The 13,129-nt window shown below is 69.4% G+C and carries 13 protein-coding genes; 6 read left to right on the top strand and 7 right to left on the bottom strand.

All coding sequences use genetic code 11. The features are described from left to right. Positions 1–3,200: hydantoinase B/oxoprolinase family protein (locus Q0599_RS10830; RefSeq protein WP_298829314.1), on the bottom strand; the 3,200-nt coding region annotated here is incomplete at its 3' end. A gap of 37 nt (positions 3,201–3,237) precedes the next feature. Further along, on the bottom strand, positions 3,238–3,792 hold the full coding sequence (locus Q0599_RS10825) for a winged helix DNA-binding protein (RefSeq protein WP_298829312.1): 555 nt from the start codon (positions 3,790–3,792) through the stop codon (positions 3,238–3,240). Positions 3,793–3,901: 109 nt separating this feature from the next. On the opposite strand from Q0599_RS10825, the gene Q0599_RS10820 reads away from it, so the two are divergent. The 6 genes from Q0599_RS10820 to Q0599_RS10795 all read left to right on the top strand — a co-directional run bounded on the left by Q0599_RS10820 (position 3,902) and on the right by Q0599_RS10795 (position 8,800). Next, on the top strand, positions 3,902–4,882 hold the full coding sequence (locus Q0599_RS10820) for a TRAP transporter substrate-binding protein (RefSeq protein WP_298829310.1): 981 nt from the start codon (positions 3,902–3,904) through the stop codon (positions 4,880–4,882). Positions 4,883–4,888: 6 nt separating this feature from the next. Next, complete coding sequence (locus tag Q0599_RS10815; RefSeq protein WP_298829308.1) at positions 4,889–5,398, top strand: TRAP transporter small permease; 510 nt, start codon at positions 4,889–4,891, stop codon at positions 5,396–5,398. After that, positions 5,391–6,692 (top strand): TRAP transporter large permease subunit, encoded by a 1,302-nt coding sequence (locus tag Q0599_RS10810; RefSeq protein ID WP_298829307.1) that lies wholly within the window; start codon positions 5,391–5,393, stop codon positions 6,690–6,692. The genes Q0599_RS10815 and Q0599_RS10810 overlap by 8 nt, the downstream gene beginning before the upstream one ends. A 130-nt stretch (positions 6,693–6,822) precedes the next feature. Next, positions 6,823–7,551: a hypothetical protein gene (locus tag Q0599_RS26160; protein WP_367180927.1), complete on the top strand. Its 729-nt coding sequence runs from the start codon at positions 6,823–6,825 to the stop codon at positions 7,549–7,551. A gap of 103 nt (positions 7,552–7,654) precedes the next feature. Then, a complete protein-coding gene (locus Q0599_RS10800) occupies positions 7,655–8,053 on the top strand; it encodes a thioredoxin family protein (RefSeq protein WP_298829306.1) in 399 nt (132 codons plus the stop codon). A gap of 18 nt (positions 8,054–8,071) precedes the next feature. Further along, positions 8,072–8,800, top strand: a complete 729-nt coding sequence (locus Q0599_RS10795; protein WP_298829304.1) for a cytochrome c biogenesis CcdA family protein — start codon at positions 8,072–8,074, stop codon at positions 8,798–8,800. A 30-nt stretch (positions 8,801–8,830) separates the two neighbouring features. Here the strand turns inward: Q0599_RS10795 and Q0599_RS10790 are convergent, their stop codons facing one another. From Q0599_RS10790 to Q0599_RS10770, 5 genes are all read right to left on the bottom strand, one after another. Further along, positions 8,831–9,130 carry a hypothetical protein gene (locus Q0599_RS10790; RefSeq protein WP_298829302.1) on the bottom strand — a complete coding sequence of 100 codons (300 nt, stop codon included), beginning with the start codon at positions 9,128–9,130 and terminating at the stop codon, positions 8,831–8,833. A gap of 3 nt (positions 9,131–9,133) precedes the next feature. Continuing rightward, the gene (locus Q0599_RS10785) at positions 9,134–9,388 is read right to left on the bottom strand and encodes a MoaD/ThiS family protein (RefSeq protein WP_298829300.1); all 255 of its coding nucleotides are present in this window, start codon (positions 9,386–9,388) and stop codon (positions 9,134–9,136) included. Next, positions 9,385–10,722 carry an FAD-dependent oxidoreductase gene (locus tag Q0599_RS10780; RefSeq protein WP_298829299.1) on the bottom strand — a complete coding sequence of 446 codons (1,338 nt, stop codon included), beginning with the start codon at positions 10,720–10,722 and terminating at the stop codon, positions 9,385–9,387. Before Q0599_RS10780 ends, Q0599_RS10785 begins: the two co-directional genes overlap by 4 nt. A gap of 68 nt (positions 10,723–10,790) precedes the next feature. Then, on the bottom strand, positions 10,791–12,638 hold the full coding sequence (locus Q0599_RS10775; protein ID WP_298829298.1) for an aldehyde ferredoxin oxidoreductase family protein: 1,848 nt from the start codon (positions 12,636–12,638) through the stop codon (positions 10,791–10,793). A gap of 13 nt (positions 12,639–12,651) precedes the next feature. After that, positions 12,652–13,125 carry a 4Fe-4S dicluster domain-containing protein gene (locus Q0599_RS10770; RefSeq protein ID WP_298829296.1) on the bottom strand — a complete coding sequence of 158 codons (474 nt, stop codon included), beginning with the start codon at positions 13,123–13,125 and terminating at the stop codon, positions 12,652–12,654. Positions 13,126–13,129: the final 4 nt, after the last annotated feature.

Raw genomic sequence — 13,129 nt, 5'->3', positions numbered from 1 at the left:
ATCGTCTCGTAGTACTGGTGGCGCGCGTTGCCGAAGGTGAAGTTGTTCATCGTGCACTGTCCGGCGGCCATGGCGCCGAGCGCACCGTACAGCGCGTTGGTGATGCAGGTCGAGGTCTCGACGTTGCCCGCCACCACGCTGGCCGGCGGGCGCGGGTTGAGCATCGAGCCCTCGGGGATGATCACCTTGAGCGGCTTCAGGCAGCCGGCGTTGAGCGGGATGTCGTCGCCCACCAGGGTGCGGAACACGTACAACACCGCCGCCATGCACACTGCCGTGGGTGCGTTGAAGTTGTTTTCCAGCTGCGCCGAGGTGCCGCCGAAGTCGATCTCGGCGCTGCGCTCGCCGGCATTGACACGGATCGCCACGCTGATCTGCGCGCCGTTGTCCAGCGGCAGCGTGAAGGTGCCGTCCTTCAGCTTGGTGATGACGCGGCGCACCGATTCCTCGGCGTTGTCCTGCACGTGGCGCATGTAGGCCTGCACCACGTCCAGCCCGAACTGCGCCACCAACTTGCGCAGCTCCTGCACCCCCTTCTCGTTGGCGGCGATCTGCGCCTTCAGGTCGGCCATGTTCTGCGGCGGGTTGCGCGAGGGGTAATCGCCGCTGGACAGCAGCGACAGCATCTCGGCCTCGCGCAGGCGGCCGGCCTCGACCAGCTTGACGTTGTCGATCTGCACGCCCTCTTCCTCGATGCGCGTCGAGAACGGCGGCATCGAGCCGGGCGTGGTGCCGCCGATGTCGGCATGGTGGCCGCGGCTGCCGACGTAGAACAGGATGTCGCGTCCCGCTTCGTCGAACACCGGCGTGACCACGGTCACGTCGGGCAGGTGCGTGCCGCCGTGGTACGGGTCGTTGAGCGCGTAGACGTCGCCGGGCTGCATGCGCCCGGCGTTGCCGGCGATCACCGTCTTGATCGACTCGCTCATCGAGCCCAGGTGCACCGGCATGTGGGGCGCGTTGGCGATCAGCTGGCCTTGCTCGTCGAAGAGGGCACAGGAGAAGTCCAGTCGCTCCTTGATGTTCACCGAGTACGCCGTGTTCTGCAGCTGCAGGCCCATCTGCTCGGCGATGTTCATGAACAGGTTGTTGAAGACCTCGAGCATCACCGGGTCGACGCTGGTGCCGATGGCGCGCCGCGCCTCGCGCGGCTGCACGCGCTCGAGCACCAGATGGTCGAGCGCCGTCACGCGCGCGCGCCAGCCGGGCTCGACCACGGTGGTGGCGTTGCGCTCGGCGATGATGGCCGGCCCGTCGATGAAGAGGCCGGGCTTCGCGGCCTCGCGCACCACCAGCGCCGCATCCCACCAGCGGCCGCCGCTGAAGAGCTTGACCGTCTCTTCCGCGGCCATCCGCGCCGGGGCCAGCGTGGCCTGCGGGGTCTCGGCCGGCGCGTCGCCGGCGCCCACGGCCTCCACCGACACCGCCTCGACCACCAGCGCGCGCTCCTTCATCAGGAAGGCGAAGCGCTGCCGGTACGCGGCCTCGAAGGCCGACTGGATCTCGACGGCCGAGCCGAAGGGCACGACCAGGGCCGAGTCGGTGCCTTCGTAGCGCAGGTGCACGCGCCGGTGCGTGCGGATCTCGCCGCCGCTGACGCCCTGCCGGCGCAGTTCGCCTTCGGCCTCGGTGGCCAGCGCGTCCAGGCGCTGCGCGACGGTGGGCAGCGCATCGGCGAGCTTCAGTTCCACCGCCGCTTCCCGCATCACGCTCTGGTCCGCCAGGCCCATGCCGTAGGCCGACAGCACGCCGGCCAGCGGGTGCGCGAACACGCGGTCCATGCCCAGCGCATCGGCCACGCGGCAGGCGTGCTGGCCACCGGCGCCGCCGAAGCACTGCAGCGTGTAGCGCGTGACGTCGTAGCCACGCGCCACCGAAATCTTCTTGATCGCGTTGGCCATCGCACCGACCGCGATGTCGATGAAGCCCTCGGCCACTTCCTCGGGCGAGCGCTGCGTGCCGGTGGCCTGCGCGATGCGCCGCGCCATCTCGCTGAACCGTGCCACGACGACGTCGCGGTCCAGCGGCTCGTCGGCGTTCGGGCCGAACACCTGCGGGAACCACCGAGGCTGGATCTTGCCGACCATCACGTTGGCATCGGTCACCGCCAGCGGACCGCCGCGGCGGTAGCAGGACGGGCCGGGGTTCGCGCCGGCACTCTCCGGACCGGCGCGGAAACGCGCGCCGTCGAACGAGAGGATGGACCCACCGCCGGCGGCCACGGTATGGATGCTCATCATCGGCGCGCGCATGCGCACGCCGGCCACCTTGGTCTCGAAGGCACGCTCGAACTCGCCGGCGAAGTGGCTCACGTCGGTGGAGGTGCCGCCCATGTCGAATCCGATCACCTTCTCGCCGCCGAGGTCGTTCTTCGCCAGCTGCGCCGTGCGCACCATGCCGACGATGCCGCCGGCCGGGCCGGAGAGGATGGCGTCCTTGCCCTGGAACGCGTGCGCGTCGGTGAGTCCGCCGCTGGACTGCATGAAGAACAGCTTCACGCCCGGCATCTCGGAGGCCACCTGCTCGACGTAGCGGCGCAGGATGGGCGACAGGTAGGCGTCGACCACGGTGGTGTCGCCGCGGCCGACCAGCTTCATCAGCGGGCTGACCTCGTGCGAGACGCTGACCTGCGTGAAGCCGAGTTCGCGCGCCAGGCGCGAGGCCGCCTGCTCGTGCGCCGGAAAGCGGTAGCCGTGCATGAAGACGATGGCCACGCTGCGCAGCCCGGCGTCGTAGGCGGCCCACAGGCGCTCGCGCAGGTGCGCCTCGTCGAAGGGTTCGACCACCGTGCCATCGGCGCCGATGCGCTCCTGCGCCTCGATGACGCGGCTGTAGAGCAACTCGGGCAGGACGATGTGGCGGTCGAACAGGCGCGGCCGGTCCTGGTAGGCGATGCGCAGCGCGTCGCGGAAGCCCTTGGTGATGACCAGCAGCGTCGGCTCGCCCTTGCGCTCGAGCAGCGCGTTGGTGGCCACCGTGGTGCCCATCTTCACGCACTCCACCCGCTCCGGCGTGATCGGCTCGCCGGACTGCAGGCCGAGCAGGTGGCGGATGCCGGCCACCGCCGCGTCGCGGTACTGCTCCGGGTTCTCGGACAGCAGCTTGTGGGTGACCAGCGAGCCGTCGGGGCGGCGGCCGACGATGTCGGTGAAGGTGCCACCGCGGTCGATCCAGAATTGCCAGCGTGGGAGTGTGTTCATCGCGAAGTCGTCGAAGGGCCTTGGGGGCGCGGCGCCCTCACAGCGAGGTCGCCGCGCGTGCGGCCTGGTCATAGAGGCCCGACATGGTGCGCAGCAGCCGCGCCATCTCGCCGATGTCGGGATTGCGGTCGACGTCGAGGTTGTCGACCAGGCAGTTCTCGCGCACCTCGCGGTACCGGGCCACCGCGGCCTCGCCCGCAGGCGTGGGGCTGTAGAAGACCTCCTTGCCCTGCTTGTCGCCCTGCGCCAGGCCGGCGGCCACCAGCTTCTTCAGCGAGTAGGCGACGACGTGCGTGTCCTCGTAGTTCAGCACGAAGCAGATGTCGGCCAGTTTCTTGTTGCGCGCGCGGTGGTTGATGTGGTGCAGCACCAGCACGTCGGTGATGGTCAGGTCGGGGCAGCCGGCGGCGGCCATGCAGCGCATCGCCCAGCGCGAGAAGGCGTTCCAGGCGACGATCAGCCCGAACTCGAACTCGGAGAGCTCGACGCTGCGCGGCGAGACGAGGTGCGACGAGGACACGATGCCGCGCGGCGCGGCGCGCTTGGCCGGCCCGGTTCGTGCTGGGGTCTTGGCCGAAGCCTTGGCAGACATCCGTGGTTTCCCCGAAACGTTGAAGATTTATTGACAATTTATCGAAACGTTCCCTAGACTGCAATCGCTTTTCACCCTTGTTTCCTCCAACACCACCCGGGAGCACCGCATGTCCCTGACCCGCCGCACCCTGAATGCCGCCGCGCTGATCGCGCTCTCGGCCCTCGCCCCTGCCGCCTTCGCGCAGGCCAAGTGGGACCTGCCCGCCGCCTATCCGGCGACGAACTTCCACAGCGAGAACCTGGCGCAGTTCGCCGCCGACGTCGACAAGGCCAGCGGCGGCAAGCTGAAGATCACGGTGCACCCGAACGCGTCCCTCTTCAAGGCGCCGGAGATCAAGCGCGCCGTGCAGGGCGGCCAGGCGCAGATCGGCGAGATCCTGCTGGTCAACTTCTCCAACGAGTGGCCCATCTTCGGTGCCGACGGCCTGCCGTTCCTGGCCGACAGCTACGACAGCGCGATGAAGCTCTACCAGGCACAGAAGCCGCTGCTGCAGAAGAAGCTCGGCGAGCAGGGCATGGCGCTGCTGTACTCGGTGCCCTGGCCGCCGCAGGGCATCTACACGAAGAAGCCGATCGCCTCGGCCGCCGACCTGAAGGGCATCAAGTGGCGCGCCTACAGCCCGGCCACCGGACGAATCGCCGAACTGGTCGGCGCGCAGCCGGTCACCGTGCAGGCGGCCGAGTTCGCCCAGGCGCTGGCCACGGGCGTGGTCGAGAGCACGATGACCTCGGGCGCCACGGGGGTGGACAGCAAGCTCTACGAACACCTGAAGTACTACTACGACACCCAGGCCTGGCTGCCGAAGAACGCGGTGATCGTCAACAAGGCCGCCTTCGACGCGCTCGACAAGTCCACCCAGGACGCGGTGCTGAAAGCCGGTGCCGACGCCGAGGCGCGCGGCTGGGCGGCGAGCCGCAAGGTCAACACCGACACGCTGGACAAGCTCAAGGCCAACGGCATGCAGGTCCAGCCGCCCTCGGCGCAGCTCAAGGCGGACATGAAGAAGGTCGGCGACACCATGCTCAAGGAGTGGCTGGACAAGTCCGGCGCCGAGGGGCAGGCGCTGGTCGACGCCTTCCGCAAGTAGGCCGTGATGCGGCGCGCCCTCGACGCCCTGTACGACGGCTGCGCCGCGCTCGCGGCCCTGTTCATGGTCGCGCTGCTGGCCGCGGTGCTGCTGTCCATCCTCGGGCGGCAGCTTCACTTCAATATCCCGGGCATCGACGCCTACGCCGGCTACCTGATGGCCGGCGCCGGCTTCCTCGCGCTGGCGCACACGCTCAAGCGTGGCGAGCACATTCGCGTCACGCTGCTCATCGGCCGGCTCCCCGCCCGCTGGCAGCGCGGCTTCGAGCTGTGGTCGCTGGCGGCGGCATCGGCGCTCGCCCTGCTGTCGGCCTTCTACAGCGCGCGGCTGTCGTGGCAGTCGTACCGCTTCCACGACATCTCCACCTCGAACGACGCCACGCCGCTGTGGATCCCGCAGCTGGCGATGGCGCTGGGCACGGCGGTGCTGGCGATCGCCTTCGTCGACGAGCTGGTGCTCGAGGCGCGCGGCCGTCGCCTGCCGCCGCTGCCGGAGGAGGCCGTGCGCAATGAGTGACCTGGCCATCACGGCGCTGCTCGTCGGCGCGCTGTTCGCCATTCTCGCCAGCGGCGTGTGGATCGGCCTCACGCTGTCGGGCGTGGCCTGGATCGCCATGCAGCTGTTCAGCTCGCGGCCGGCCGGCGACGCGATGGCGGTGACGATCTGGGGCTCGTCGTCGAGCTGGACGCTGACCGCCCTGCCCCTGTTCGTCTGGATGGGCGAGATCCTCTTCCGCACGCGGCTGTCGCAGGACATGTTCCGCGGCCTCGCGCCGTGGATGCAGGCGCTCCCGGGGCGGCTGCTGCACGTCAACGTGGCCGGCTGCGCGATCTTCGCCGCGGTGTCGGGCTCGAGCGCCGCCACCTGCGCCACCATCGGCAAGATGAGCCTGCCCGAACTGCAGCGGCGCGGCTACCCGGAGCTGATGTCGCTCGGCTCGCTGGCCGGCGCCGGCACGCTGGGCCTGCTCATCCCGCCGTCGATCATCATGATCGTCTACGGCGTCAGTGCCGATGTGTCGATTGCCCAGCTGTTCATCGCCGGGGTGATCCCGGGACTGATGCTGGCATTCATCTTCTCGGCCTGGATCGCCTTCTGGTCGCTCACCCACCCCGGCCAGATCCCGCCGGCCGATGCAAGGCTGAGCCTTGCGCAGAAGCTGCGCGAGTCGCGCCACCTGATCCCGGTGCTGCTGCTCATCGCCGCGGTGCTGGGCTCGATCTACGGCGGCATCGCCACCGCCACCGAGGCGGCGGCGCTGGGCGTGGTGGGCGCGCTGATCCTCTCCGCCGCGCAGGGCTCGCTGAGCTGGGCGACCTTCCGCGACTCGCTGCTCGGCGGCACGCGGCTGTACTGCATGATCGCGCTGATCCTCGCCGGCGCGGCCTTCCTCACGCTGTCGATGGGCTACATCGGGCTGCCGCGCCATCTGGCCGAATGGATCGGCTCGCTGGGGCTGTCCCAGTGGCAGCTGATCGTGGCGCTGTCGCTGTTCTTCATCCTGCTGGGATGCTTCCTCGACGGCATTTCGATGGTCGTGCTGACCATGGGGGTGATCATGCCCACCATCCAGAAGGCCGGCATCGACCCGCTGTGGTTCGGCATCTTCATCGTCATCGTCGTCGAGATGGCGCAGGTCACGCCGCCGGTGGGCTTCAACCTGTTCGTGCTGCAGGGCATGACGAAGAAGGACGTCGGCACGATCTCGCGCGCCGCGCTGCCCTTCTTCGCGCTGATGGTGCTGGCGGTGGTTCTGCTCTACGTCTTCCCGCAGATCGTCACCTTCCTGCCCGAGCAGATGAAGCGCTGAACTGGCGGCTGCGCGCCCACCACTTCCGGACTTCGCCGCGCCCGCTCCCGGCGCACCATCGAGACTGCGTCCGCGAACGTCCGCGGCGCAGACTCCGAGGAACGCTTGTGACCGACCTGTCCGCGCCCCTGTGGGGCACCTGCCTGACGGCAAGGGTCCGGCCGCTGCGTTGCGGGCCGAGCCCGACAAGGTCGGCCGCGAGGCATTCCGCTGGCCGACGCCGCCCTTTGCCAGCTATCCGGCGCCGACGCCGCAGACCGCCCCCCTGCCCTGCGAGATCGTCGGCCTGAACGACAAGCAGACCAGCGGCCGCCTGACCTTCTTCGTCCCCGAGGAGGCCGTGGCGCATGTGCAGCTGCCGCCGGCGCGCACCACGCTGCCGCTGCGCTTCGACCAGTTCCGCGCGCTCACCGTCACCGCGCCGCTGCAGCCGCAGGCCCTGCCGTCGGCGGACTCGCTGCTCGCCGTGCTGGCGCAGCGGCTGGTGAGGCAGCTGTGCAGCGAGTGCCGCACCAGCCGGCCGGCCAGCGACGAGGAGGTCGAGGAACTGCTCTCCGACTACATGCAGGCGTTCGGCGAGGCCGACTCTCCTCTGGCACGCGACACCACGCGCCAGGCCTGGATCGGCAGGCACGGCCGCGACGGCCGGCTGCACCTGCACCACGCGCCGGGTTGCGAGCACTGCGGCCACTCCGGCTTCCGCGGCCGCGCCGGCGTGCACGAGCCGATGTCGGTGACGCGCGCACTGCGTCGCCTCATCCAGACCGGTGCGCGCGCCGAGGCGCTGCAGGAGACGGCACTGCGCGAGGGCATGCGCACGCTGCGCGAGGACGGCATCGAGAAGGTCGGGCCGGCGTGACCACGATCGACGAGGTGCGGGCGATCAGCAACGTCTGACCGGCCCGCTCGCTGCCCTTGACCGAGCGCAATGACCTGCGCCGGGCAGGTCCGACACTGCATCCATGAGTTCCGCAGGACGACGTTGGGGGCCGCGGCTCGCGGCGCTGCTGTTCTGGGCCGTCTGCGCGTGGCCGGCCGCAGGCGGGGAGGTCGCCTACGAAAAGAGCCTGTTCGACCGCGCGCTCGCGCAGCGGCTCCCGGTGATCGTCGCCTTCGTGGCCGAGTGGTGCGCCACCTGCACCGTGCAGGAGCCGATCGTCAGCGAGTTGCTGCGCGACCCGAAGTTCAGCCACCTCACGGTGTTCGTCGCCGACTTCGACAAGGACGTGGAGCTGAAGAAGCGCCTGCGCGTCGTGCAGCAGAGCACCCTGGTGGTCTTCAAGGGCGGCCAGGAGGTGGCGCGCGCCACCGGTCAGACGCGCAGGGAGTCGCTCGCGGCGCTGTTCGCCAAGGCGCTGTGAGCGCCGCCGGAACGGGCCATGGACTTCGGACCCGGCAGCTTCGCCCTGGCCTACGCGGCCGGTCTGCTGTCGACACTGTCACCCTGCGTCCTGCCCCTGCTGCCCATCCTCGTCGCCGCGGCGCTGCACCAGCATCGCTGGGGAGCGTTGGCGCTCACCCTGGGGCTGACCGTGTCGTTCACGGTCGTCGCACTGTTCGTGGCGACGATCGGCTTCGCGCTCGACATCGACGCCCAGCGGCTGCGGCAGGTCGCCGCCGTCCTGCTGATCGGCTTCGGCGCCGTCCTCGCCTCGAGCCGGCTGCAGGCGCGCTTCGAGCGGGCCGCCGCCGGTGTCGGCGCCGCCGGCGACGCCTGGCTGGCGCGGCTGCATGCCGAGGGCTGGGCCGGCCAGTTCGCGCTCGGCGCCTTGCTCGGCGTGGTCTGGACGCCCTGCGTCGGGCCGACCCTCGGCGCGGCCACCACCCTCGCCGCGCAGGGTCGGCAGCTGCCGCAGGTCGCGCTGCTGATGGCGGTCTTCGGGCTCGGCGCCGGCACGCCGCTGCTGCTCATCGGCCGCTTGTCGCACGACGCCTCGGCGCGCCTGCGGCGCCCGCTCGCGGCCGCGGGTCGCATCGGTCGCCGCCTGCTGGGGGCCCTGCTGATGGGGCTCGGCATGGCCATCCTGCTCAGCTGGGACAAGCTCGCCGAGGCGAGGCTGCTGCGCCTGCTGCCGTCGTGGCTCAACGAGCTGACGACGCGCCTGTGAGCACGCCGCGACGCGTTCGCCCGCCCGGGTTCACCCCCCGCCCCGCTGCGTGTACAGGTCGAAGTAGCGCATGAAGGCCTGGCGCTGCGCCTCGCTCACGCCCTCGAAGTGAAAGCTGATCGCCATGCGCGGCATGCGCATCAGGGCGATCTGCCGCGGCGGCAGCTCCCGCCAGGCCAGATCGAGGCGGCCGCCTTCGATGGCCACCTCCGCCGAGCGAGGCATCAAGGTCAGCGCGCGGCCGTTCACCGCCCCGGGCAGCCACCTCAGCAGCTCGGCCTCGGTGCAGCCCATCTCCCGCCTGAAGTCCGCAGGGTAATGAGCCTGCATGCTTCAGCCGCCGGCGATCGGCGGCCAGATCGCCAGCACGTCGCCCTCCTGGAGCACGCGCGACAGCCGCTGCTCGGGCGGCACGTAGCTGCCGTTGACCAGCACCAGGTGCACCAGCTTCTCGGGCAACCCGAAAGGCTCGATCACCGTGGCGACCGAGCTGCCCTCGGGCAGCTCGAGCTGCACGCGGTTGTCGTAGCGGTTCTCGGCGGGCAGGTACTGCGTCAGGCTGGCGTAGAGCTTGAAGACGATCTTCATTTCGGGGGAACGAGCGCGCGCGTGCTCTGGCCCTGCGCGCTGGCGAGGTAGGCCTCCATCAGCAGGGTCGGGTCCTGTTTCAGCTTCTCCTTCCACTCGCCGAGCCTGACCTGGCCCTCGACCAGGCCGCGCATCACGCCGACATGCTCGGTCCAGCCGATGCTGTTGCAGCCGACCATCACGTCATCCTTGAACTGCAGGCTCAGGTGCCTGCCCGCAGGCCGGTCGGTGAGCTCGACCTGCTCGCCGCCGGCCACGCCCTGCCAGTTGCCGAAGCTGGTGGAGATCAGGCCCAGCGTGTCGAGCACGTTGATCTGCGTGACGCCCTTCAGCGCGGCCGCCTTGCCGACCATGTTCATCGCCGCAATGTAGGCCTGGTCGGCGGCGTTGGGCTGGATCGCGCTGACGATGGTCTTGCCGCTGGCGACATCGAAGGCCTCGGCGCAGTCGCCGGCGGCGTAGATGCCGGGCACCGTGGTCTGCAGATGCTCGTCGGTGAGCACGCCCTGCAGGCACTTGATCGGCGAGTTCTCGAGGAAGCCGATGTTGGGCTTCACGCCGGTGGCACTGATGACGAGGTCCGCGTCCAGCGTCTGGCCGTTGGAAAGTTTCACCTTCATCGCGCCGCTGCCGCCGGCGGAACCGCCGAGCCCGACCGCCGACGCAATCCTGCCCAGCAACCCCGGATCGGCGGCGCCCGCGCCCTCGATCGCCTCGACCCTGGTGCCGGTGAACACGCGCACGCCCTTCTTCTCGCACCAGTCCTTGATCATGCCGCCGGCGGTGGGGCCCATCATGCGCGGCACCATGCGGTCGCCCATCTCGACGACGGTGAGCTCGACGCCGCGTGCCGCCAGCGCCTCCATGATGATGCAGCCGATGAAGCCCGCGCCCATCTGCAGCACGCGCGCGCCCTTGCCGGCGCGCTGCGCGATGGCGCGCGCATCGGCGAGCGTCCAGCAGCTGTGCACGTTCGGCAGGTCCATGCCGCGGATCGGCGGGCGAATCGGGCTGGAGCCGGTGGCGATGAGCAGCTTGTCGAACGGCAGCGAGCTGCCGTCCTCCAGATGCACCTGGTGGCGGCCGGTGTCGATGCCCTTGGCGCGCCCGCGCTTGATCTCGATGCGCAACTGCTCGAAGTGGCCGGCGCCGTGGCGCAGGTGCGTGCCCTCCTCCTGAATGTTGCCGATCAGGAGGTAGGGAATCGCCATGCGCGAGTAAGGCGCTTCGGGCTCGTCGCCGACGAGCACGATGCGGTCGTGGGGAGCGTGCTTGCGGATCGTCTCCGCGGCGATCACGCCGGCTGGGCCGGCGCCGAGGATCACGTGGTTCATGGTGTCGGGTTCCTGAAAGAAAGAAGGCGGTCCGTGAACCGCCTTCCCGTCTCAACGCATGGACGAACTCACAGACCGAGGCGCGAACGCGTCTCCGGCTTGAGCTGGCCGTCGGCGTCCCAGCCGCGAGCGGCGTAGTACTTCGGCAGCATCTCCGGCAGCTTGTTGACCAGGCCCTTGGCCGGGCCGGTCTTGGCGGGCTCGTTCAGCAGGCGCGGCGGCAGGTTGTCGTCTTTCGACGTGAAGCCGGCACGGTTGTTGAAGTCGCGCTCCATGTTCCAGATGCGCTCGCCGATCTTCGCCATGTTCTCCAGCGTGAACTCCGGGCCGCAGGCTGCGGCGACCTGCGGCGCCACGTCGGCCAGGCCCCAGGCGAAGCTGGTGAAGATGCAGATCCCGGCCGAGTCGAACGCGGCGGTGGCGTCCTGGAAGGCGATCACCAATTCGGGCTTGCCTTCGGCGGTGAGCGGGTCGGTCTTCACCGGGATGCCCAGCACTTCCGAGGCCACGGTGTAGCTGCGCAGGTGGCAGGCGCCGCGGTTGCTGGTCGCATAGGTCAGGCCCATGCCCTGGATGCCACGCGAGTCGTAGGCGGGAAACTCCTGGCCCTTCACGCTCATGCTCAGTTCCGGGTGGCCGTACTTGGCACACAGGCGCTTGGAGCCCTGGCCGATCTCCTTGCCGAAGCCTTCGCCCTTCGCCGTGATCTCGGCGAAATAGGCCAGCGCCTGCGCGCTGCCGAACTTGGCGTCGATGCCCAGCTGCTCCTTGGTGAGCACGCCCATGTCGTAGAGCTCCATCACCGCGCCGATGGTGGCGCCGAAGGAGATCGGGTCCATGCCCTGCTCGTTGCACAGCAGGTTGGCATACTGCAGCGCCTCCAGGTCGTTGACGCCGTTGGCGGCGCCCAGCGCCCACGCGGCCTCGTACTCCAGGCCGCCGGAGGCGCCCCAGTACTGCGGCTTGTTCTCGACCGTAAAGTGGCCCTGGTCCATCTTGCTGATGCGGCCGCAAGCGATCGTGCAACCGAAGCAGGCCTGGTTGGTCACCAGGTGCTTCTTGCCGTCGGTCTTGCGCGGCGTGGCCATCGCCTCGGCGGAGATGTCCTTGGCGCCCTCGAACTGCACGTCGCGGTGGTTGCGCGTGGGCAGTGCGCCGATCTCGTTGATCACGTTCATCAGCACCTGCGTGCCGTAGGTCGGCAGGCCCTGACCGGTGACGGCGTTGTCGGCGAGGATCTTCTTCTTCTCGAAGGTGACCTTCATGAACTCCTTGGGATCGGCTACGTTGCCGACGCCCTTGGTGCCGCGCACCACGACCGCCTTCAGGTTCTTGCTGCCCATCACCGCGCCCACGCCCGAGCGGCCGGCGGCACGGTGCAGGTCGTTGACGACGGCGGCGTAGAGCACCTGGTTCTCGCCGGCCAGGCCGATGCTGGAGACGCGCGCCAGCGGCTGCTGCAACTGCTTCTTCAGCGTCTCCTCGGTCTCCCAGACGCTCTTGCCCCACAGGTGCGAGGCGTCGCGCAGTTCGGCCACGTCGTCCTCGACGTAGAGGAATACCGGCTTCGCGGACTTGCCTTCGAAGACGACCATGTCCCAGCCGGCCATCTTCAGCTCGGCGCCCCAGTAGCCGCCCGAGTTCGAGCAGGCGATGGCGCCGGTCAGCGGGCCCTTGGTGACCACGGTGTAGCGGCCGCCGGTGGAGGCCATGGTGCCGGTCAGCGGGCCGGTGGCCCAGATCAGCTTGTTCGCCGGCGACAGCGGGTCGACCTTGGGATCGACCTCTTCGACGATGTACTTGGTGGCCAGGCCGCGCGAGCCGAGGTAGGCGCGCGCCCAGTCCATGTTGAGGGGTTCCGACTTGACGGTGCCGGCGGTGAGGTCGACGCGGAGGATCTTTCCAGCCCAGGACATGTGTGTGCTCCTCTTACGCGGCGGGTTGGTTGCCGAGCTTGTCGGCCCAGGCCTGCATCTTGTTCAGGCCGGTCCAGTTGGCATCGGTGTAGGTGATGGCGCCGGTCGGGCAGGCGGTGGCGCAGGCGGGGTCGCCGCCGCACAGGTCGCATTTCTGCACCTTGCCGGTCTCCTGCACGTAGTTGATGGTGCCGAACGGGCAGCTGATCGTGCAGACCTTGCAGCCCACGCAGGTGGTCTCGTTGACCACCTTGGCGCCGGTCAGCTTGTCCAGCGTGATCGCCTCCACCGGGCAGGCGTGCAGGCACCAGGCCTCGTCGCACTGCGTGCAGGTGTAGGGCACCTTGCGCCCGGAGTGGTGGAAGTCGAACACCTTGATGCGCGACTTGGCCGTGGCGTAGGTGCCGTAGTTCTCGAAGGAGCAGGCCATCTCGCACTGGAGGCAGCCGGTGCACTTCTCCGGGTTGATGTTGAGCGTCTTCTGCATGTGA

The sequence above is a fragment of the uncultured Piscinibacter sp. genome (assembly GCF_937952055.1).
Taxonomy (GTDB): Bacteria; Pseudomonadota; Gammaproteobacteria; order Burkholderiales; family Burkholderiaceae_C; genus Piscinibacter.
Note: the sequence above shows the minus strand (reverse complement) of the source record. Positions and strands in the feature narration are given on the sequence as shown.